The organism is Thioclava sp. DLFJ4-1, assembly GCF_002020145.1.
Lineage (GTDB): Bacteria > Pseudomonadota > Alphaproteobacteria > Rhodobacterales > Rhodobacteraceae > Thioclava > Thioclava sediminum.
On the sequence record NZ_MPZT01000002.1, the window covers coordinates 604,140 to 624,972 of the forward strand.

Here is a 20,833-nt window from a genome sequence, read left to right on the forward strand (position 1 = left end):
CTCACTCCGCAGCCGAAGGTCGCTTCGCCGCAGCGATACGCCTCTTATTGATGTCGGCAGCACTGCGCTCAGGCAACTTGGAGCTCCGGCGAGACCGCACGATCTGATAACCGGGGCGCAGCAGCAAATAACGTAGCGGCGCGAAGATCCCCGAAGCTATGTGAACGAGGCGGGTGAAGGGGACCAACAGGAAAATGGTCAGTCCGAGCGCGATGTGCAGCTTGAACACAAGCGCCGCGCCCGCGACATAGTCCGCAGCACCCGGCTGGAACGTCCAGATCATCTGCGCCCATGTCATGAACTTGACCATCTCGTGACCGTCGGAGTGTTGCCAGCTCACCGGAACCGTCCCGAGACCGAGCAGAAGCTGAGCCAGCAGGAGCACGAGGATCGCGATATCGGCAAAGCTCGACGTCAACCGGATACGTTGGTCGGTCCAGCGGCGATAGAGCAGCATCCCGCCGCCGATCGTCGCCATCACGCCCGCGATCCCGCCTGCCACGATTGCGAGGATTTGTTTGGCGCCGTGGCTGACATGGAGCATGTCGAATACCCAGATCGGCGTCAGAAGGCCGACGACATGGCCCACGAAGATCACAAGAACCCCGACATGGAACAGGATCGATGCGATCGCGAAATGACGCTGTCGCAGCAACTGGCTCGACGAGGTTTTCCAAGTGAAGGGATCACGATCGTAACGCGCGATCGATCCCAGGAAGAGCACGGAAAGTGCGATGTAGGGGTAGATGCCAAAGAGAAACGTATTCATCTGAGCCTCCGTCATTCCGCCGCGGTTTTCGCGTGGCGCAGTTTGGGCGGATCCATCTGCGCGAGCATGTCGCGCACCTGCGGACAGCCTGCATTCGGGTCGGGACCGAAGGTAACCTCGGTTTCTTCCCAGATCTTGTCGATCTCCTCGAGATCGTCGGGGGACGGATCAGGTCGCGCGAGAATCTCGGCCACAGCCTCCTCGTCAGCCATCTCACCCGACATTTGCACGAGCGCCGTGAAGATCGCCGCATAGGCGCTCTCGCGCTTGCCCAACCGTTCCCCGACCGCAGCGAGGATATGGGCTGCATCCGCCAGCATATCGCGCGCTTCCTCGGGCGGACGAGCCGCAAGGAACTCGAGCAGCACGGGAAGATGGTCGGGCAGTTCGGTCGTTGCTGGCTCAAAACCTGCCGCACGATAGGTCTCGAGCAGGTCGACCATGGCACCGCCACGATCACGGCTTTCTCCATGGACATGTTCGAAGAGGTTGAGCGACAGGCTGCGCGAGCGGTCGAAGAGCATCACATAGTCCTCTTCGAGCGCGTAGATGTCACGGGCACCGAGTTCTTCGATCAGCGGGCGCAAGTCCCGCCGTGCCGCCGCCGTGAGCCGCGTCTCGGAGGCGAGAACGCCCCCGATTTCCGGCATCGCTTGTTGCAGTTCCTGCGTCGGATAGCTCAGCAGGACCGAGAAGGCCTTGAGCGTGCGATCGTTGAGTTGATGGTCCATCACTGCACCTCCTGCGGCATCTTGAGCGGTCTTTTGGAGCCCCCGAAGAGCGAGCCCTTCGAGATCCCGGTCGAGCAGCCGTTGCAATCGGTGAACCCGGTGCCCGCGCGCAGGTCATAGGCATCCTCGACCTGTTCACGATGGGTCGTCGGGATCACGAAGCGGTCCTCGTAATCGGCGAGCGCCATGATCTTATACATATCCTCGATCACACGACCCGAGAGACCGACACGTGCGGCGATCCCTTCGTCGCGAACCCCGTCGACGGTCTTGGCCCGCATGTAGGAACGCATCGCAAGCATCCGCTCAAGCGCGGTAGCGATCGGCGCCTCGTCACCGGCTGTCAGCATGTTGGCGAGGTAGCGCAGCGGAATACGCAGGCTCTTCACGTCCGGCATCGCGCCATCCATGCCGATCGCGCCCGCCTCGGCGGCGTTCTGGATCGGTGAGAGCGGCGGAATATACCAGACCATCGGCAGCGTCCGGTATTCGGGATGCAGCGGGAAGGCGACCTTCCACTCCATCGCCATCTTCCAGATCGGGCTTTGCTGCGCCGACTTGATCCATTCCTCCGGAACGCCATCGGCTCGTGCGGCCTCGATTACGACCGGATCGTTGGGATCGAGGAACACGTCGAGCTGCGCGTCATAGAGCTGCTGCTCGGAGGGCGCATTCGCCGCTTGCTCGATCTTGTCGGCATCATAGAGCATGACGCCGAGATACCGAATCCGGCCCACGCAGGTTTCCGAACAAACGGTCGGGTTGCCGCTCTCGATCCGCGGGTAGCACAGGGTGCATTTCTCGGATTTTCCGGTCGACCAGTTGTAATAGACCTTCTTGTAGGGGCAGCCCGAGACGCACATCCGCCAGCCGCGGCATTTTTCCTGGTCGATCAGGACGATGCCGTCTTCCTCACGTTTGTAGATCGCACCCGAAGGACACGACGCTGCACAGGCCGGATTAAGGCAATGCTCGCACAGTCGCGGCAGATACATCATGAAGGTGTTCTCGTATTCCCCGTAGATCTCCTTCTGCACCCCCTCGAAGTTGTAGTCCTTCGAGCGTTTCGAGAATTCGCCGCCAAGGATTTCTTCCCAGTTCGGCCCCTTTTCGATTTTCTCGATCCGTTCGCCAGTGATCTTGGAGCGCGGGCGGGCGGTCGGAAAAGCCTTCATCTCGGGCGCGTTGGCGAGATGCTCGTAGTCGAAATCGAACGGCTCATAATAATCGTCGATCGCAGGCAGGTCGGGGTTGGCGAAGATATTCGCCACGATCCGCCATTTCGAACCCTGCCGCGGGATCAGCTTACCGGAACGGGTGCGTTTCCAGCCACCGTTCCAGCGTTTCTGATTTTCCCAGTCGGTCGGGTAGCCGGTGCCGGGCTTAGTCTCGACGTTGTTGAACCAAGCGTATTCGACACCGTCGCGGCTGGTCCAGACGTTCTTGCAAGTCACGGAGCAGGTGTGACACCCGATACATTTGTCGAGGTTCAGCACCATGCCGATTTGTGCGCGGACTCTCATTCTGCTGCCTCCTGGGTAGCGGGCTCATCGAGCCAGTCGATCTTCTTCATCTTGCGCACCACGACGAATTCGTCGCGGTTCGCACCCACGGTGCCGTAGTAGTTGAACCCGTAGGAAAGCTGGGCGTAGCCACCGATCATATGCGTGGGCTTGAGCGTCGCGCGGGTCACCGAATTGTGGATGCCTCCACGCAGGCCGGTCTTCTGAGAGCCGGGCGTATTCACGATCTTCTCCTGGGCGTGATACATGAAGATCGTGCCTTCCTTCATCCGCTGCGAGACAACCGCCCGCGCGGTCAGCGCGCCGTTAACGTTGTAGGCTTCAACCCAGTCGTTATCTTCGATTCCCGCTTTCTTCGCGTCGGTCTCCGAAATCCAGACCACCGGCCCGCCGCGGTTCAGCGTGAGCATCAGCAGGTTGTCGGTATAGGTGGAGTGGATGCCCCACTTCTGGTGCGGAGTGATGAAGTTCAGCACAACATGCTTGTCGTCGCCGGCGAGCACATCTTGCGTCACAGTCTTCAGGTCGACCGGCGGACGATAGGACACGAAGCCCTCGCCGAAAGCGCGCATCCAGAGGTGGTCCTGATAGAGCTGCTGACGACCTGAAAGGGTGCGCCATGGGATCAGCTCATGCACGTTGGTGTAGCCGGCGTTGTAGCAGACTTCCTCGCTCTCGATACCCGACCAGGTCGGGGACGAGATGATCTTGCGCGGTTGCGCGGCGATATCACGGAAGCGGATCTTCGTGTGCTCCTGCCCTTCGGCAAGGTGCTTATGCCCGCGGCCGGTGGGCTTCTCGAGCGCCCCCCAAGCCTTGACCGCAACCTCGCCGTTGGTTTCGGGCGCGAGCATTAGGATCACCTCGGTTGCGTCGATGTCGGTATCGATTTTCGGACAACCTTTGGTGGGACCATCCTCCCATTCGCCATTGAGTTTGCGAAGCGCTTCGACCTCGTGCTTGGTATCCCAGCCAATGCCCTTGCCGCCATTGCCCAGCTTGTCCATCAGCGGACCGAGCGCCACATACCGATCGTAGATCGCACCGTAGTCGCGCTCGACAGTGACGTAGTTAGGCGCGGTTTTACCCGGGATCAGGTCGCATTCACCCTTCTTCCAATCGCGCACCTCGGGCTGAGCCAATTCGCCTGCCGTGTCGTGCAGGATCGGCGCCTGGACAATGTCGGTTTCCTGACCAAGAACCTCCGGCGAAACCTCTTGGAATTTCTTGGCGATCGCCTTGAAGATCTCCCAGTCGGACTTCGACTCGTAAGCTGGGTCTACAGCCGCTTGAAGCGGGTGAATGAACGGGTGCATGTCCGAGGTGTTGAGGTCGTTCTTCTCATACCACGAAGCGGTCGGCAGAACGACGTCGGAATAGACTGCGGTCGTCGACATACGGAAGTCGATGCAAACGAGCAGGTCGAGTTTGCCTTCCGGTGCCTCGTCATGCCAAACGGCCTCCTTCGGCTTCGCCCGACCTTCCTCGCCGAGATCCTTTCCGAGAATCCCGCTGTCGGTGCCGAGTAGGTGACGAATGAAATATTCGTGCCCCTTGCCCGACGAACCCAAGAGGTTCGAGCGCCACACATAGAGATTGCGCATCCAGTTTTCAGGAGCGTCAGGGTCCTCGCAGGACATCTGCAGCTCACCGGACTTCAGCTTTTCGGCCACGTAGTCTTTGGGATCCATGCCCGCTGCCTTGGCAGCCTTGGTGACCTCAAGCGGGTTCGTCTTGAGTTGCGGCGCCGAAGGCAACCACCCCATACGCTCGGCGCGTATGTTGTAGTCGATCAGCGAGATGTCCCAGTCACCCTTCGGCGCGGTCGGAGACAGGATCTCGTCCACCCCGAGCGTTTCGTAACGCCATTGGTCGGAATGGGCATAGAAGGCTGAGGTGCCGTTCATCTGACGCGGCGGGCGCCCCCAATCCAGAGCGAAGGCGAGCGGAAGCCAACCCGTTTGCGGGCGCAGTTTCTCCTGACCGACATAGTGGCTCCAACCACCACCTTCCTGACCGACGCAACCGCACATCACCAGCAAGTTGATGATGCCACGGTAGTTCATGTCCATATGATACCAGTGGTTCAGACCCGCCCCCAGGATCACCATGGATTTGCCGTGAGTCTTTTCGGCATTGCTGGCGAACTCGCGTGCGACCGCGATGATCTTGTCGGCGGAGACCCCGGTGATCTTCTCGGCCCATTTCGGCGTGTAGGGCAGGTCCTCATTGAAGTCATGGCTGACCCAGTCGCCCCCCAGACCACGATCGAGACCGTAATTCGCACAAAGGAGGTCAAACACGGTCGCGACCATGGCCTCGCGGCCATCAGCGAGCGTGACCTTTCTAACCGGCACGTTTCGGGTCAGGACGTCAGGGTGTTGGCACTTGACGAAATTCTCCGTAGCGGCGCCGCCGAAATAGGGGAAATCGACACCGACGACATCGTCATGGCACTCTTCCATAACCTGGCTAAGCCGAAGCTTCGCCTCTCCCGTGCTGGCGCGGTCCTCGAGGTTCCACTTGCCCTCTTCCCCCCAACGGAAACCGATGGACCCGTTCGGCACGACCATCGCCCCGGAGGCTTCATCATAGGCAACGGTCTTCCATTCGGGGTTGTTGCTCTCACCCAATCCGTCTGCGAGGTCCGAAGCCCGAAGCATCTTGCCGGGGATGTGGCGGCCATCCTCCTCATCGAGCAGCACGAGCATCGGCATGTCCGAATAGCGACGCGCATAATCCTCGAAATACTCGGCCTGACGGTCGAGATGATATTCGCGCAGGACCACATGCCCCATCGCCATCGCCAGCGCCGAGTCGGTGCCCTGCTTGGGATTGAGCCAGATGTCACCGAATTTCGAGGCTTCCGAGTAATCAGGGCAAATCACGGCGGATTTGGTGCCGCGGTAGCGGGCCTCGGTATAGAAATGAGCGTCCGGCGTGCGGGTTTGCGGCACGTTCGAGCCCCAAATCAGCAGATAGCCCGCATTATACCAATCCGCAGATTCCGGGACGTCGGTCTGCTCGCCCCAGGTCTGCGGCGAGGCAGGCGGAAGATCGCAATACCAGTCATAGAAGGACAGACAGGTGCCGCCCAGCAGAGACAGGTAACGCGCACCTGCAGCGTAGCTGACCATCGACATGGCCGGGATCGGCGAGAAGCCGAAGACGCGATCGGGCCCGTAGGTCTTTGCAGTATAGGCATTGGCGGTCGCAGCGATCTCGGTAGCTTCGTCCCAGCTCGCGCGCACAAAACCGCCCTTCCCGCGGGCCTTGGTGTATTCGGCGCGCAGCAGAGGATCGCTCTGGATGGCAGTCCATGCTTCGATTGGCGACTTGGTCTTGCGCATCTCGCGCCACATTTTCAGCAGCTTGCCACGCACCATCGGGTGCTTCATCCGCGCTGCGGAATAGAGATACCAGCTATAGGAGGCGCCGCGGGCACAGCCGCGCGGCTCGTGGTTGGGCAATCCGGGACGCGTGCGCGGGTAATCGGTCTGCTGGGTCTCCCATGTCACGATCCCCGACTTCACGTAAATCTTCCAGCTGCAAGACCCGGTGCAGTTCACACCATGGGTCGAGCGGACGATCTTGTCGTGACGCCAGCGGGACCGATAGGTCTCTTCCCATTTACGGTCCTCGCGGGTCACCTGCCCGTGGCCGTCGGAGAACTGCTCCAACTCCTTGGATTGCAGGAAATTAAGTCTGTCGAGCAAGTGGCTCATGTCGCGTCTCCTTGCGGAAATGGATTGGAAGCGCGCGCCGCGGGACGCCACGGCGCGCGCCGGTCGCGTCAGCAGGGAACGGAGGCGCCCTTGCGGCTGTAGAAGAACCACGTCACCACCACGCAGAGCGCGTAGAAGATCATGAAGCCCCACAGAGCTGCGTTGGGAGCGCCGGTCAGGCTGATCGACGTGCCGTAGAATTTCGGGATGAAGAAGGCACCATAGGCCGCGATCGCCGAGGTGAAGGCGATGATCGCCGAGCTCTCCAGCTCCGATTGCTTGAGCGTGGCGGCCGCGTCGAGATGCGGGTTCAGACGCGGCACTTCCTGACGCATGATCGAGGGGATCATCTGGAAGGTCGAGGCATTGCCCACGCCGGTCAGGAAGAACAGCGCCATGAAGCAGGCGAAGAAGCCCCAGAAGCTACCGGCGTCACCGGCCGAGGGCAGAAACTGCAGCACCCCCCAGACGGCGACGATCATGCCGACGAAGGTCCAGAAGGTCACGCGACCGCCACCGAACTTGTCGGAAATCCAACCCGTGCCGGCCCGGCTCAGCGCGCCCACGAGCGGCCCGAGGAAGGCGAACTGCAGCACGTCCACCTCAGGAAACTGCGTCTTCATGAGCAGCGGGAAGCCAGCGGAATAGCCGATGAAGCTTCCGAACGTGCCGGTGTAGAGGACGCACATCACCCAGTTGTGGAAGCGCGAGAAAATCACTGATTGCTGTTTGAACGAAGCGCTGGCCGATGCGATGTCATTCATCCCGAACCATGCGGCGATCGCCGAAAGGACGATGAAGGGCACCCAGACGAAACCAGCGTTCTGCAGGAAGAGCTCACCCCCTGCCGACAATTGCTGGGGCGCGCCGCCGAGGGAGCCGAAGACGCCCGTGGTGATCACGATCGGCACGAGGAACTGCATCACCGAGACGCCCGCGTTGCCGAGGCCTGCATTGAGAGCCAGCGCGTTCCCCTTGGTCTTCTTGGGGTAGAAATAAGCGATGTTGGCCATCGAGGAGGCGAAGTTTCCACCACCGAAGCCGCAGAGCAGCGCGAGCAGCAGGAAGATGGCGTAGGGGGTCTCGGGGTTCTGCACCGCAAAGCCGATACCGAGCGCGGGCAAAAGCAGCGTGGCGGTCGAGAAGGCCGTCCATTTGCGGCCGCCGAAGATCGGGATCATGAAGCTGTAGAAGATGCGCAGTGTCGCGCCCGACAGGCCCGGCAGTGCCGCCAGCCAGAACAGTTGTCCGGTAGAGTAGTCGAAGCCGATTGCGGGAAGCTTGGCGACCACGACGGACCACACCATCCAGACCGAGAAGGCGAGGAGAAGCGCGGGGATCGATATCCAGAGGTTGCGGGTGGCGATCGCATGCCCGCGGGTTTTCCAGAACTCCGGATCCTCGGGACGCCAGTCGGTCAGCACGTGGCCGCTTTGACCGGAGGTTGCTGTTGTGGTGGCCATTGGAGTGGCTCCTTCAGAAATGTGCGAGGGGGGCGGGCCACCCAGCGGGAAGCCCGTTGGGTATTCATCAAGGCATGGACTTCGCGAGCGGCTCATCGGGCACATCGGAAAGATACTTCTCTCCTTTGAGACCAGGATGCCGTGCATGTTCCATGCGGCGGATGGCGATGTGCATCCAGACCGTCGAGACGAGGACCAGCACGAAGAGCAACATGAAGGGAGCAGTCCAGACACCGCTTTGGTCGAGCAAGAAGCCGAAGCTGATGGGCAGGAAGAAACCACCCAGTCCCCCGATCATGCCGACGAGTCCGCCAACGGCCCCGACGTGATGCGGGTAATAAACCGGGATATGCTTGTAGACGGCAGCCTTTCCGAGGCTCATCACGAAGCCCAAGATCACGGTCATCACCATAAACATCGTCGCGTTGAGGCCGAAGGTGAACGAGATCGGGCCGTGGATGCCTTCAACTGTGTAGCTGGTCTCGGGGTAGCTCATGACGAACAGGAGCACGAGCGAGACAATGAAGGTCAAATACATGACGAAACGCGCGCCCCATTTGTCGGACATCCACCCACCAAGAGCGCGGAAAACGGAACCAGGCAGGGAGTAGAAGCCAGCAAAGACTCCGGCCGTCGTGAGCGGCAGCCCATAAGCCCCGACATAGTAGCGCGGCAAGAACGAGGCGAGCGCAACAAAACCGCCGAAGACGAAGAAGTAATAGGTAGCGAAACGCCAAACCTGGATATTCTTGAGCGGTGCGAGTTGGTCCCCTGCAGATACCGGTTTGGCGCCAGTCTTCTTGCGTTCCTGTTGCACCGGATCGGTCTTCGCAGTCAGGTAGAAGAACACTGCCGTTGCAGCGAGAACGACGGCATAGACCTTCGCAGTCCCTTCCCAGCCAAGCGCGACGACAAGGAAGGGAGCAGCGAAGTTCGTCACCGCAGCGCCGACGTTGCCCGCGCCGAAGATACCCAAGGCGGTGCCCTGACGTTCTTTCTCGAACCAGCGTGACGTGTATGCGACGCCGACAATGAAGGACCCCCCCGCCAGGCCAAGGCCAAGTGCTGCGATCAGGAAAACCTCGTAGGTGTGAACCGTTGCCAGCAGCCAGACAGCAACTGCCGTAATGAGCATCTGCAGCGGAAACATGATCCGGCCACCGAACTGCTCGGTCCAGACGCCAAGGAAGATACGGCTGATCGAACCCGTCAGAACCGGGGTGGCAACCAACAGTCCGAACTGCGTATCGGACAAGCCAAGCTCCTGCTTGATCCGGACGCCAATGATCGAAAAAATCGTCCAGACCGCGAAGCAGACGGTGAAGGCGAAAGTGCTGAGCCCCAATGCCCGGTATTGGTCCGAACGAGTGACTCCATCGAGTGTATGCATGTTCTCTCTCCGCAGTTGGGCCGACGTGAACCGCCGGTCTGGTTGCGGACAGATCAACAGGCAGGGAGACTGGAAAAGGTTGATCGAAATCAAACCGATTAGCTGGTAGGATCGAAATAAGTCACCGCTCGGCAAGGATCACGCCGACAGAAAACACCTATCAACCCGCTCGCCAATCGGTGACAATTGACCGCTTGATATTTATCAAGCATCACCGTCAGGCACGATTAGAGGTGAAGCATGGCCATCCGCTTGCGCGACGATGAATCTTCCGAGATTCGCGCGCTACGACTGTTTTCCGGGATCGACGACGAGAATTTTTCTGCGTTGATCCGAGGTGCCTATGTCCAAAACTTTCCGCCGCAAATCGAGTTGTTCACTGAGGGCGAGACTAGTGATTTCCTTCACGTCGTCATCAGTGGGTCGGTGGAATTGTTCGCAACATGGAATGGGCGCGAAACGACGATGGAGACGCTGCAGCCCGTCTCAACCTTCATCGTGGCGGCTACCGTCAAAGCAGCGCCCTACCTGATGTCTGCGCGCACGCTTGAAAAGTCGCGCATCATCTTGGTGCCATCAGAGGATGTTCGTGCAATCTTCGATGCCGACCAGACATTCGCACGCAACGTCGTAACAGAGCTCGCTCAGGGATATCGTGGGGTTGTGCGGAACACAAAGAACCTAAAGCTCCGAACTTCCCTTGAGCGCCTGGCCAACTACCTTGTTCATCGCCACACATGCGAGGATAAGGCAGATGTCTTTGATCTTGGGATCGAAAAACGGCGTCTGGCTTCTTACTTGGGCATGACACCAGAAAACCTGAGTCGAGCGATCCGTCAGCTGGAACCCTACGGCGTGCAAGTTGACGGAAGCTGCGTTACGATCACCGATGCAAAAGATCTTCGTGCTTTTGCCAAACCTTCTGAACTGATCGACGATCCCTGTTCCTGAAGGTCAGCGCCTTCCGTCGGCCTCGTCGATCAGTAAGCGTTGCATCTGACCCCGCTCACGCGTCTGTCGTTTCGCGCTCAGGGAGCCTATCTTGGCGCTACGCGCCAAGATGGAAAGCAAGCAATCATTGCCTTTTCCGTTAGTGAGCTTTGGAACCCTATGCAGCGAGGTCGGACGGTTGCCTTTCTCGGGGCTCCGTCCTCGGCCGCGAATTCGCCAAGATGCAATGAGGAAGGTCGGAAACCAGTCTTCATCGATCCCTAGATTCTTGCGGCGCAGTTCCGAGAGTGTCTTAGAGAGACGGGTCTCAATGTCATTTGCTGTGTCCGACGGGAAGAACCGAATATCGGCAATCCGAAAGTGAACCGAGCGACGCGGGCCGCTCCTGGTGGGGACGGAACGTCTCGTCATTCCAACGACCCTGCAGTTCGACAGAAAATCAAGGGTTCACGGCTATGCACGATAGAAAACCTCACCCGTGGTTCGCACAAGCGGCGAGCCGTCCTCCGAGAGAACTCATGGGGCCTGCACTCCGGCGACATTCCACGAACGGGGTCAATACATGCGGTTCTCTTGTCAGGAGCGCTTTTGAGCATCGTCATTGAAAAAACTCCCGCCACTCATCGTCGGAGAAATTGCAAGAAAGATCGTCGTGAACCTTTTCCAAGGCCAGACGTTCAAACGCAGCTGTGCGATATGCCTCAGCGGTTCTTTCGCTTCGGTGACCACAGGCCTTCATGGCTAACTCGACGCCGCGGGAACCGAAACGGGCGAATTCATCATGGAGCTTCGTTCGCGCCGCGTGCGATCCTGTCCCCAGAACTTGGCTCCAGAGGAAGCTCACGTAATTCTTGTGAGGTGCTGTGTCGTCATAGTTCACAAACAACAATCGTCGTTTCTGGAAACAAGATTCTCGCATTTCCGACAAGTAGATCGGCGCACACCCTTGCAGCACGACTTGATCAATGAAGAAGGCGAAGACTGGATGGATGCGGGACTGAAACCGACGACCAGTCTTCGATACCTTCAAATCGAATTTGTAGCCAGCTTCGTCCCAGGCAAGTTCCTTGCCGAACGAGATGCGTGTATCCGCGACGCGCAACGGTAGTGCTGCAAACAGAGTGATCGCAAGCGCGGCATTCCGTCGATACTGAGCATGTCGTGGATTTGGCAGCCGGTCGGCTTCTCCAAGCATCTCGAAAGCTATCGCAAACATCTCCGAATATGTCGGCAATGAGAGGACCTTTGCCTCCTTCTTTGGCTGAATCTTGGCGGAACGACGCTCGTGGAAACGAACACGCTCAAGAAGATAATCGAGAACTTCCTCCTTGGCGCCGATGTATCGTGCGAAGTCGCGCACTTGCCGCATCGCAGAATGAATAGTGACCGGTGAGAGTGGGCGCTCTCGGTTGAACAGGGACTTCTCATACTCCCGGGTTGCCTCCAATGTCAGGTCCATCGCCAGACCGCGATCACGTGCGACTTTGGCAAACTCCCGCAACTTCACTTTCGTCGTTGCAATCATGGAAGGCGCAGGGGGATTGGCCGCAACGCCCGGCAAGCCATCTTCCATCGCTGCAAGGGCCTCCAACCAGCTGTGCGGAAGATCACTAATATCCAGGGAGAACCTTTTCTCGCGCGGCTTGTGAGATCTATGCCTGTCTTCTGGGGGGCCGTGCCATCGCGCAATGGCGATGTCCAATTCACGTTCAAAAGGAGAGCGCTCAAAGATTTTCCTGAGCGCCGCTCGCAGCGAGGTCAGTTTACCCCACGTCCAATATTCGGTAGCTTTCGATATAAGGCCCGCATCAATGTGTGCCTCAGCATCCAGTTTCAATGCAGAAAAAAACTCGTCTACAATCGAAATCTGTGCAACCGAAATTTCACGCCTAACGATCTGAGTCAGAGTTTGGTCAATATCCAGCATTTGTGTTAATCGCCCGCGCTCGATAATTTCTCTTGCCCTTTTCACGCGATACGTCGGTGCGTTTCCATTCTTCATTTGGAGAACCCCGCCATCTTAATAATCTTATCCTGAACTTCGAGAAGCTCTCGCTCTTCATCAATCCAAGCATAATATTTACGAACTACGTTCGGGGTATTACACAAAAGCCGCGCGGCGCCAGCGTAGTCTCCAGGCTGAGCTCGTAAGTAAAGAGAAGCGAGTCCATGCCGAAAATTATGCGGGAACATTTGAAGGTGATGATTGCGTGCGTGGCGATGCAGCCAGCCCCGCAAAACGGTTGAAGAAAGTTGGCCCCCCCCATAGCCAGGAAAGAGAAAATCCGACTCTTCCGATCCATGAATCTCTGGCCGAATTTCATCAAGATACCAGATCAATACCTCCAGCGCTCGCGTTGGACCGTCCACGAGCGATGCCTTGATATCACGCTTATTTTTCACGGAATGCGCTGGTAGTAATACGTATGCTTGCCTCCGCGCCCCAACGGGAAGGATGAGATTTGCATCCTCTCCCCTATGTCGAAGTTGAAGCATATTCGACACTCGCAGCGGCACCCCCCATAACGCGATCGCGGAAAAGCATGCAAGAACTCCCAGCTGAATAATTCTTCGCTCCTTGTAAGGAGAATTAAAGACTTCCGCTCGTAATGACTGAGCGTCCCTCATGAATGCCAGATGTAAACTTTGAAAAGTAAGTTCGGCACGACGATTTCGAAGAAGATGCTGGCAAAACGCTTTTGCCGGTTCAGACATCTCTTGCGCGTCGCGTTGCCCCTTTTTTAAGGTAGGGTTTATCTTGAGCGATGCTCTCATAAAGCTCGTATCAAGGTGCAACCACTCTGCGAGGATGGCGATGTTAGTTATATAGGAACGCATCGTGCGCTCCGAAATGCGGATGTTTCCATCTTGGTCTTGGATCCAAGCCCGAACAATTTCGAGAAATACAGGGCGATCGAAAATCTTCTCAAACGCGAGGATCTCATGTCTGATGACACCGATCATTAATCCGGTCCGAAGATACTTATTGAGAGCCGCCTGGCGCACATTTTGCGCAGCTTTGGAAAGCCCAAAGACCGCTTCCCCACTAATTTCATCCATCTCGCCGGACGAAGCGCTTTCGATCAACTGATGGGCTTGCTGTTGCAGATGAAAGGGAATGTGATCGGGCGCCGACCTCCGCACCCTATCCGGAACTTCCAGGTCGCATGTTGGCAGAGTCCCCGCGATTTCGGATGAAAGGTGTCGATACTCATTCAGCCTGCGCACCGCCTGAGAAATGGTTCGACGACGTCTTGCATCGAGTGCATCAGAGAGGGTAGAGAGCCATGCGCCGTCAAGTTCATGAGGCTGGCGTCCAGAACGTCTAGCTTCTTTTGCAAGCTGCACGATCGGTATAAGTTCCTGGCGCCTGCGGCCAAAGGTTCCATCGACTAGCCTTTCGCATTCGAAAAGTAATTTGCTCCAGAGATCATTGGGGACGACGGTGTTCGCTGTCGTGGCTCCGCTGCTCTTTTTCAGTATGGAAACGACCCTCTGGCGCCAACCTTTGTAGGATTTGAATGTTTTGAAAAGATCGGGATCATAGTTTTTGCGATGGAAACGCCCCTCAAACGCCACCACATCCGCAGGGATACTAGCGAGACTGTTGACTTGATAAACTTTCAAGCAACGGCGGATCGCATCTCGGTAGATCTTTTTCGTTCCATCCGTATATCCCGCCTCGCATTCAATCCACCGAAGCACATCTACCATTGTGCCAACTGCGCCATCTTCTTTCTTTCCGGACATGTTCGCTAATTCCACTTTTCTTCGATATAACCGACTGGAGAACCGAACACTCCATTTCTTTGAGACACCGAAAAAGAGAGAGTGTTCCGTTGTTTTCTCGCTAACACCCACTCTGTTCCTTATTACGCAGGTAGAGCATCGTGCTCGCCTTCGCCGTGTCGCCCCCTGTAGTGTCAACCAGACGCACAGCCTTCCCAAATCGCGGCTCAAGCCACCATTCGAATGGCTCGTTCAAGCGCCACGCATCGACGTGCGCGGGCAAGTAGCGACGAATTCGCGGGCCAAGATCCGCGTGATGCGGCAACCTCCACTTCGGGTCTCTTTCGTTGCCAGCCCGGCGGATCGTGTGTTCCTCGACGCCCGCCATCTCCGCTAGCTGCTTCACCGAAAGAAGTGGCCGCTGGAGCTGTGGCAGCTCTGAAGATGGGATCTGATGAAGTCGCCACAATCGGCGGAGCAGGTCGACGAAATTCACGCGCCCGCCCGGCATCATCTCGCAAGAGAGCTCGCCCACTACTTTCGTGGCGGTCTTGCGTGTAACGCTCAGGTGCTCTGCGATCCTCGATATCGTCATCGGATGATAGCTCGCATATTTGATGGCAATTTTTCTCATGCCATCATTTTTTCACATCACACCTCTAAACGGGAACGCCCAAAGACGGTCAAAAGCCACGAAACAGCAAAAGACTTGTGGATTACGAGGCATTTCCGAACTCGAACAAGAAGGCTCAAAGCGAATTAGGAGATAATTGCGCAATTTTAGCCGAAATCGACCCTTCTATTGCGCAAAAACATATATTTTTTCGCACAGGAAATTGCCATTACGGATACGATTTCTTTTTCGATTTTTAGACGAAAGAAACCGACGAGTAGGCAGGCAAAAGCAATTGCCTTGGAACGGGTTCTCAACCTGGCAATCGGATGTAATTGACTCATCGCTGTATTTGACTGCAGCGCTCGTCGGCGTGGAGACCGTTGTGCTCCTCAAGCCAATAGGATCAAAGCCAGTGGCCGTGCGGTGCGCAAGATGGGCGTGCGGTCATCCTCCGCGCCCGGGACGAGCATACGCGCGGCCTCCCGGCAGCCCCCTACCAGTTCTCGGGGCTCGCGTTCGATTTCAACCGTTCCCGGCTGCATCCGGGACAGTCGTAGGGTTGCCGCGAAAGTCTTCCCCTCCATCGTTGCTCTCGCCGCGACAGCAATATTCTGGATATTGGATCCTGAGCCTAAGCGGAAAGTCCATCGATAGAGACGATGCGACCATGCAGCTTCACCAGATCTGCTTGGCGCGCCGGGACCTGACGACGTCCAGTATGCCCGAGATAAAGGGCGAGACTGACAATGACGATCACGCCGCCGACCAGCATGGACGGCGTTGGCTGAATGCCGGTTCCGGCCCAGATCCAGATTGGGCCGAGAACGGTTTCGCGAAGCATCAGCAGGCTCACGTTCGATGGGTGCGTGTAGCGAGATGAAAGCGAGAGCGAGAAGAACGACACGGGGAGCACCAGCCCGCCTGCGAGGGCAGTTGCCCAAACGTGCCACTCAGTCATGCGCCCGGTCCCGTCAATGCAAGACCTGCAAGCCCCGCCAGTGTGGCCCCACCACCTACCAGGAGCAGGATCGGCAATTGCGCATTGGCTCGGATGGTAACGAAACTGATCGCCAAACACATCGCGACGCCCAGACCTATTGCTGCACCAAGCAGTGGACTACCGGTGGTCTGCCCGGGATCCGTCCCGAAAACTGCAATGCCGATTCAGGACAGCACGACTGCGGTCGTGACCCAGGTCGTCCAATGTTCCCGTTCGCCCAGAAACATCTAGGACAACAGCACAGCAAAGATCGGCACGGTGGCAACGCTGAATAAAACAACCGAGACCGGCGCAACCGCGATGCCAAATGCGAAAAGCGAAGCGTTTCAAGATTGACAAAGCAGGACGAGCACACCGGCCCAGCAGATAGTGACACGCAAATCTTTGCGAAGTTGCCGTCGCCGGAAAATCAGCCAAGCCAGCAACATCGCAGAGCCCATCAGGAGCCCGCGCCAAGCCATCATCTGGCTGCCGCTCATCTCCGACCACCGCATGAGCAGAGTGTCAGGTGAGATCGCCAGCGCCCCAAAGAGGGCGAGGAAGATACCGAACCTGGGGTTGCTTGTCATTTTCGATTCCAGAAGCGAGGAAGCGCCCAAGCCTTACCGGTCCACTGGTAGCATTCCAAGCTTTGTCGAAGCATCGTTAGGTCTCAAAAGGAACAGAGCAGCATCTCGTCGCTTCCGACCCTTACCTGCCGTCCGCTTCGCGTCCGAGCGCTGCGGTGCAGCGTCTCGAGAGCGGCCATTGGTTCATCGTGCAGCATTTTTGGAGGATGACGGTCTGCTGTGCGGACGAAGCCGACGGTCGCGCCCTCGTCGTCTGGTTGTTGCCCGAGATGCGTTATCGGCGCGACCGTTCAGCCGGGAAGCCCGTCGATTCTTTCGATGGCGACCAGGTCGTTGTCCCAGGTCGCGCGACTGGAACAGCAGATATGCGCGTTGGGTCGTATATCGATCCGGCTGTCCAGCGACCCTGCTGGCACGACAAGCAAACCAATCTCCGGTTGGGAAACAGGCAGCGCGGCCCCGCAGTCGGAGCAAAAGCCCTTAACATGGCGTGAACCGGCGAGCCGGAACGTCTTGATGTTTTCCTCACCTGACATCCATTTAATTTTGGCCGTGGACGAAAACAGGTTTGCCGAATGGGCCGAACCGCTGTCCTTGCGGCAGCGGGCGCAGTGGCACAGGAAAAAGCTCTCGAACTCTCCCGATATGCGGAATTTCACAGCGCCGCACAGGCATTGTCCTATGGCCGGATTGTCGTCCATTCACACTCCTCTCGAGAGACAAGCTCCTGCCGCCAGTCGAATGCATTTTCATTTCCTCCTTGTATCCGCGTGTTGGATCACGGTCAAAAGGGGCTCGAAGCGGGCTTGCGGCGTCGCGGCACGGCTGGGCGCTCTCAGTGAGCAAAGATCGTCGCTCTCGGCCCTGAGTTGGACATTGAAGTTGGCGGGTCTGCGCAAATGCTGCTTGATCGAACCCGCCATTTTCGCATCGTGCAGCCGTCGCTCACGGCTTGTAGACGAATGATGCTTCGCCAAGAGATGGTGCTCACTTTAATCGTTGCGGTGGTTGGTCTCGTCGCGATCACGTTCATATCTTTTCATGTCCGGAAATTCCGGCAGCCAGGCTTCGCGACGAACGACCCAATTCTCATAGGTTGGTTTCAATTGGTCGGGCGCATCGAGGCAACCGAGATGCAGTTCGACCTCATCGCCACTTCGCGCGAAAACGGACGATCCGCAGCGTGGACAAAAATTCCTCCCGGCATAGTCACGCGTGTCGCCGTCGATCTTCACCGCGTCTTCAGGGAAAACGGCGGCCGCGTAGAATAGGGCGCCATGATGTTAGCGACAGTCGAGGCAGTGACATATGCCGACCCGATAGGGGCGACCCGAAGCCACAATTCGAACATCGCCGCACATGCAACCGCCCGTGAAACGCTTCATGATCGTGTTTCCCCTCGATCAAACCTGTGAAAATTCAGCCGCGCGCTGCGGCATCGCCGGTCTTGCCCGCAACATGAACGGCCAGTTTGCCAAGCGTTTGAGCGCCAAATTCGACAGCCCCAAAGCCGATAACCACTGCGCGGCGTGCTGGCGTCGGATGCATCTGGCGCAGGGTGACAACCGTCTTTCCATTATCCTGCTTGTCGAAAGTGACCAGAAGCCGGAACCGGTCAGGATCATCATCGACATCGCGACCGTGATCGGCCTCGATCAGGCTTGGTGCCTCGACCCGCAGAAAATCCATACGGTTCGAGAACGGCGTGCCGTCCGGGGCAATCATGTCGAACCGCCATACACCGCCTGCCCGGATGTCGGCTTCATGCGACTCGATCTGGAAGCCGTCAGGCCCAAACCATTGCACGATTTGCGCTGGATCGGTCCATGCTGCGAAGGCGGTTTCTCGGTCAGCGTCGACGACACGCGAGATGACAATTTCTTTTTCCAAAGGCCACTCAGCCCATGCAGAGACGATATCGGCGGCTCCATCAGTCATCGGATTTCTCCTCCTTCATTTTCTCGAGGTGACTCTCAAAGCGATCCAGGCGGCTCTCCCACTGCTTGCGGTGGGAGGCCATCCAATCTTCCGCAGCTTTCAAAGCCATCGGGTTCAACGTGCAGACACGGCTTCGCCCCTGTCGTTGCGACACGATAAGGCCAGCGTCTTCCAGAACACCGAGATGCTGTGTGAAGGACGGCAGCGCCATGTCGAATGGCTGGGCCAATTGTGAGACGGCGGCCGACCTTTCGCTAAGTTTCTGAACTACTGCCCGCCGCGTAGGATCGGACAATGCGATGAAGACCCGTTCTATGGGGCGTTTTGAGTTAGGCATGCGCCTAAGCATGTGGCTGCAATAAGGTTAGGTCAATACCTAACCTTGAGAAGCCTGCAGGGGCATAGCCGATTTCGGTGCGACGCACAGCAACGGGAATGCTCAGCTCAGTGCGGCTTTGCGGGTCCACAGAGATCAGAAGTTCAGGCAGGGAAGAAAACGTTGGCCTTCGGCCCATTGCGGCCCTTGATCCCAAGGCGCACCGCTGCGGCACAGCGTCACCGAACCGCTCCTCCGTCCCTTGCGCAGCAAACTGGTTCCGCAGAGGTCCGCATTGCGGACAAAGTCGCCGCGCCTTGGCTTCGGTCTTGTCCAGATGCCGCGTTACCATGCCGAGGCGGCTCTGACCGCCCGCGAGTTCGTCGAGGTTCTGACCGATTTTCCGCCGTCACTCTCGCCGGTTTCTATCCTCTACCCACGCAACCGGCGGCTCTCCCCCGCCTATGGATGTTTCGAGATTGATTGGGGGCAGTGGTCTGAGGGCGCAGGGCTCCGGCGGAGCGGCACCGCTATCAGGGCGGCAGACCGGACTCGCGCATCGCCGTGAAGATCGCCTGCAGGTGCCCGCGCATGGCATCCGCGGCGGCGTCCGCCGCGCCCCGTTGAATGCAGGCGACCACCTCCTCATGCTGTAGGCTGTGACGTTCGGTGAATTCGGCGACACCGAGTTTTCGGTAAGTGACTTCCCATTCGCGCTGCCAGGCCGCATGGCGGCGCGCGCCCGCGAGATAGTCGAGAAGGCCAAGCAGGATGGGATTACCTGTTACCTCTGCGATACCACGGTGAAAGGCGGCGTCGAGCCGTTCGCAGTCGGCCCGGGTTGCGGCACGGCGGCCCCGGTTGACCAGATCGGAAAGATAGGCGATCTCGGCAGGGGTCGCGAGCGCAGCTGCCTCGGCGGCGACGGAGGGCTCGAGGGTCAGGCGCGCCTGCATCAGCTGAAGCGGTGAAGCCCCTTGCACTAGAATGGTCTCGCGCACAGGGTGGCCCCGCGGGCGGGGGCCAAGGAACGTGCCTTGCCCGACATGCCGCCAGAGGTCGCCAGCGAGCTCCAGCTCGGCCAAGGCATTGCGCAGCGTCTCACGGCTGCACCCCAACCGACGCGCCAGATCCCGCTCCGGCGGCAGCTGTCCGCCCGGCGCGATGGCGGCCGCCGCGCAATAGTCGCGCAGCGCTTCCACAACCTTTCGAGTTCGCTTCGTGGTCATTCGCACCCCCATACAGACCAATTTGCAGACCAATCCGGCATCATGCAACAGCGGCGCGGTTTGAAGGAGAACGAACATGCTGACAGGTATAATACTCGTGCTGGCCGGCTTGGGCGCCGGTGCGCTCAATGCAATCGCGGGTGGTGGCACCTTTCTGACGTTTCCGGCACTCGTCTGGGCCGGTGTTCCGCCCATCATGGCGAATGCGACCGCGACCTTTGCAGCCCTTCCGGGCTATGTGGGCAGCGCCTGGGCCTATCGCACGGATATCGAGCGCGGCGGGAAGCCTCCTCTCGCCCATCTTTTCGGCACGGCGATCGTCGGGGGGCTCGCTGGCGCTAGTCTGCTGCTGGTCACGCCGGAAGAGCTGTTCTCGGGCGTGGTGCCCTGGCTCTTGTTGATGGCGACCTTGGCCTTTGCCACCGGACCGTCCTTCGTTCGGTATCTCGCGAAGTCCGGGCGCGAGACGCCCAGCCCCACCGCACTTGCTCTTGTGTTCGTGGTCTCGGTCTATGGCGGCTATTTCAACGGTGGCCTCGGCATCATGCTGCTCGCGGCTTTCGGCGTCATCGGCATGACCGACCTGCACCGGATGAATGGGTTGAAGAACTTGATGTCCGTGATCCTATCGGTGGTCTCGGTCGCGACATATGCCATTGCGAGCCTGATCGACTGGGGCAACTTGCTGATCGTCGGCCTGTCCTGCGCCATGGGCGGATACATCGGCGCGGTTCTGGCGCGGCGGGTTCGGAACACGGCCGTGCTGCGTCTGTTCATTATCGCAATCGGCTTGATCATGACCGTTGCCTTCTTTATGCGCCCCGCAGGTTGATCTTTCGTCAAACCGTTGAAACTTTCGGCGAAAGCTGATGTTGAGGCGTCGC

At 58.4% G+C, this 20,833-nt stretch carries 17 protein-coding genes and 1 pseudogene; 2 read left to right on the forward strand and 16 right to left on the reverse strand.

What is annotated here, in order from left to right; all coding sequences use genetic code 11:
• Position 1 precedes the first annotated feature (1 nt).
• The 6 genes from narI to BMI85_RS08090 all read right to left on the reverse strand — a co-directional run bounded on the left by narI (position 2) and on the right by BMI85_RS08090 (position 9,601).
• Positions 2-769, reverse strand: coding sequence for a respiratory nitrate reductase subunit gamma (narI, locus tag BMI85_RS08065; RefSeq protein ID WP_078522424.1), 768 nt, complete (start codon positions 767-769; stop codon positions 2-4).
• 11 nt (positions 770-780) lie between these two features.
• On the reverse strand, positions 781-1,500 hold the full coding sequence (gene narJ, locus BMI85_RS08070) for a nitrate reductase molybdenum cofactor assembly chaperone (RefSeq protein ID WP_078549142.1): 720 nt from the start codon (positions 1,498-1,500) through the stop codon (positions 781-783).
• Complete coding sequence (gene narH, locus BMI85_RS08075; RefSeq protein WP_078549144.1) at positions 1,500-3,023, reverse strand: nitrate reductase subunit beta; 1,524 nt, start codon at positions 3,021-3,023, stop codon at positions 1,500-1,502. The genes narJ and narH overlap by 1 nt, the downstream gene beginning before the upstream one ends.
• On the reverse strand, positions 3,020-6,748 hold the full coding sequence (locus BMI85_RS08080) for a nitrate reductase subunit alpha (RefSeq protein WP_078522421.1): 3,729 nt from the start codon (positions 6,746-6,748) through the stop codon (positions 3,020-3,022). The genes narH and BMI85_RS08080 overlap by 4 nt, the downstream gene beginning before the upstream one ends.
• 68 nt (positions 6,749-6,816) lie before the next feature.
• Entirely contained in the window at positions 6,817-8,211 is a 1,395-nt protein-coding gene (locus BMI85_RS08085; protein ID WP_078522420.1) for a NarK family nitrate/nitrite MFS transporter, read from the reverse strand.
• 67 nt (positions 8,212-8,278) lie between these two features.
• Entirely contained in the window at positions 8,279-9,601 is a 1,323-nt protein-coding gene (locus BMI85_RS08090; protein WP_078522419.1) for a nitrate/nitrite transporter, read from the reverse strand.
• A 240-nt stretch (positions 9,602-9,841) separates the two neighbouring features.
• Here BMI85_RS08090 and BMI85_RS08095 point away from each other — a divergent pair, with 240 nt between their 5' ends.
• A complete protein-coding gene (locus tag BMI85_RS08095; RefSeq protein WP_093477004.1) occupies positions 9,842-10,552 on the forward strand; it encodes a cyclic nucleotide-binding domain-containing protein in 711 nt (236 codons plus the stop codon).
• Between the two features lie 598 nt (positions 10,553-11,150).
• Here BMI85_RS08095 and BMI85_RS08100 read toward each other — a convergent pair.
• The 10 genes and pseudogenes from BMI85_RS08100 to BMI85_RS08145 form a co-directional block, all read right to left on the reverse strand.
• Positions 11,151-12,554: a hypothetical protein gene (locus tag BMI85_RS08100; protein ID WP_133051969.1), complete on the reverse strand. Its 1,404-nt coding sequence runs from the start codon at positions 12,552-12,554 to the stop codon at positions 11,151-11,153.
• On the reverse strand, positions 12,551-14,302 hold the full coding sequence (locus BMI85_RS21115) for a tyrosine-type recombinase/integrase (protein ID WP_143595028.1): 1,752 nt from the start codon (positions 14,300-14,302) through the stop codon (positions 12,551-12,553). Before BMI85_RS21115 ends, BMI85_RS08100 begins: the two co-directional genes overlap by 4 nt.
• 100 nt (positions 14,303-14,402) lie before the next feature.
• Positions 14,403-14,915: a hypothetical protein gene (locus BMI85_RS08110; protein WP_078549150.1), complete on the reverse strand. Its 513-nt coding sequence runs from the start codon at positions 14,913-14,915 to the stop codon at positions 14,403-14,405.
• A 613-nt stretch (positions 14,916-15,528) separates the two neighbouring features.
• Positions 15,529-15,855 carry a hypothetical protein gene (locus BMI85_RS21645; protein ID WP_244176603.1) on the reverse strand — a complete coding sequence of 109 codons (327 nt, stop codon included), beginning with the start codon at positions 15,853-15,855 and terminating at the stop codon, positions 15,529-15,531.
• A gap of 368 nt (positions 15,856-16,223) precedes the next feature.
• On the reverse strand, positions 16,224-16,466 hold the full coding sequence (locus tag BMI85_RS21650) for a hypothetical protein (protein ID WP_244176604.1): 243 nt from the start codon (positions 16,464-16,466) through the stop codon (positions 16,224-16,226).
• Positions 16,467-16,756: 290 nt separating this feature from the next.
• The gene (locus tag BMI85_RS08125) at positions 16,757-17,167 is read right to left on the reverse strand and encodes a GFA family protein (RefSeq protein WP_078549154.1); all 411 of its coding nucleotides are present in this window, start codon (positions 17,165-17,167) and stop codon (positions 16,757-16,759) included.
• Between the two features lie 291 nt (positions 17,168-17,458).
• A pseudogene (locus tag BMI85_RS08130) lies at positions 17,459-17,851 on the reverse strand (GFA family protein).
• Between the two features lie 34 nt (positions 17,852-17,885).
• Positions 17,886-18,404 (reverse strand): SRPBCC family protein, encoded by a 519-nt coding sequence (locus tag BMI85_RS08135; RefSeq protein WP_078549158.1) that lies wholly within the window; start codon positions 18,402-18,404, stop codon positions 17,886-17,888.
• Positions 18,397-18,753: a metalloregulator ArsR/SmtB family transcription factor gene (locus BMI85_RS08140; protein ID WP_348638893.1), complete on the reverse strand. Its 357-nt coding sequence runs from the start codon at positions 18,751-18,753 to the stop codon at positions 18,397-18,399. Before BMI85_RS08140 ends, BMI85_RS08135 begins: the two co-directional genes overlap by 8 nt.
• A gap of 500 nt (positions 18,754-19,253) precedes the next feature.
• Positions 19,254-19,949, reverse strand: a complete 696-nt coding sequence (locus tag BMI85_RS08145) for an FCD domain-containing protein (RefSeq protein ID WP_078572436.1) — start codon at positions 19,947-19,949, stop codon at positions 19,254-19,256.
• 76 nt (positions 19,950-20,025) lie between these two features.
• Between BMI85_RS08145 and BMI85_RS08150 the strand changes: the two genes are divergently transcribed.
• Complete coding sequence (locus BMI85_RS08150) at positions 20,026-20,781, forward strand: sulfite exporter TauE/SafE family protein (protein ID WP_078600681.1); 756 nt, start codon at positions 20,026-20,028, stop codon at positions 20,779-20,781.
• The last annotated feature ends 52 nt before the right edge of the window (positions 20,782-20,833 follow it).

Coding starts and splice junctions, on each gene's coding strand:
- narI (WP_078522424.1), bottom strand. CDS start 769: ATGAATACGTTTCTCTTTGGCATCTACCCCTACATCGCACTTTCCGTG.
- narJ (WP_078549142.1), bottom strand. CDS start 1,500: ATGGACCATCAACTCAACGATCGCACGCTCAAGGCCTTCTCGGTCCTG.
- narH (WP_078549144.1), bottom strand. CDS start 3,023: ATGAGAGTCCGCGCACAAATCGGCATGGTGCTGAACCTCGACAAATGT.
- BMI85_RS08080 (WP_078522421.1), bottom strand. CDS start 6,748: ATGAGCCACTTGCTCGACAGACTTAATTTCCTGCAATCCAAGGAGTTG.
- BMI85_RS08085 (WP_078522420.1), bottom strand. CDS start 8,211: ATGGCCACCACAACAGCAACCTCCGGTCAAAGCGGCCACGTGCTGACC.
- BMI85_RS08090 (WP_078522419.1), bottom strand. CDS start 9,601: ATGCATACACTCGATGGAGTCACTCGTTCGGACCAATACCGGGCATTG.
- BMI85_RS08095 (WP_093477004.1), top strand. CDS start 9,842: ATGGCCATCCGCTTGCGCGACGATGAATCTTCCGAGATTCGCGCGCTA.
- BMI85_RS08100 (WP_133051969.1), bottom strand. CDS start 12,554: ATGAAGAATGGAAACGCACCGACGTATCGCGTGAAAAGGGCAAGAGAA.
- BMI85_RS21115 (WP_143595028.1), bottom strand. CDS start 14,302: ATGTCCGGAAAGAAAGAAGATGGCGCAGTTGGCACAATGGTAGATGTG.
- BMI85_RS08110 (WP_078549150.1), bottom strand. CDS start 14,915: ATGAGAAAAATTGCCATCAAATATGCGAGCTATCATCCGATGACGATA.
- BMI85_RS21645 (WP_244176603.1), bottom strand. CDS start 15,855: ATGACTGAGTGGCACGTTTGGGCAACTGCCCTCGCAGGCGGGCTGGTG.
- BMI85_RS21650 (WP_244176604.1), bottom strand. CDS start 16,466: ATGACAAGCAACCCCAGGTTCGGTATCTTCCTCGCCCTCTTTGGGGCG.
- BMI85_RS08125 (WP_078549154.1), bottom strand. CDS start 17,167: ATGGACGACAATCCGGCCATAGGACAATGCCTGTGCGGCGCTGTGAAA.
- BMI85_RS08135 (WP_078549158.1), bottom strand. CDS start 18,404: ATGACTGATGGAGCCGCCGATATCGTCTCTGCATGGGCTGAGTGGCCT.
- BMI85_RS08140 (WP_348638893.1), bottom strand. CDS start 18,753: ATGCTTAGGCGCATGCCTAACTCAAAACGCCCCATAGAACGGGTCTTC.
- BMI85_RS08145 (WP_078572436.1), bottom strand. CDS start 19,949: ATGACCACGAAGCGAACTCGAAAGGTTGTGGAAGCGCTGCGCGACTAT.
- BMI85_RS08150 (WP_078600681.1), top strand. CDS start 20,026: ATGCTGACAGGTATAATACTCGTGCTGGCCGGCTTGGGCGCCGGTGCG.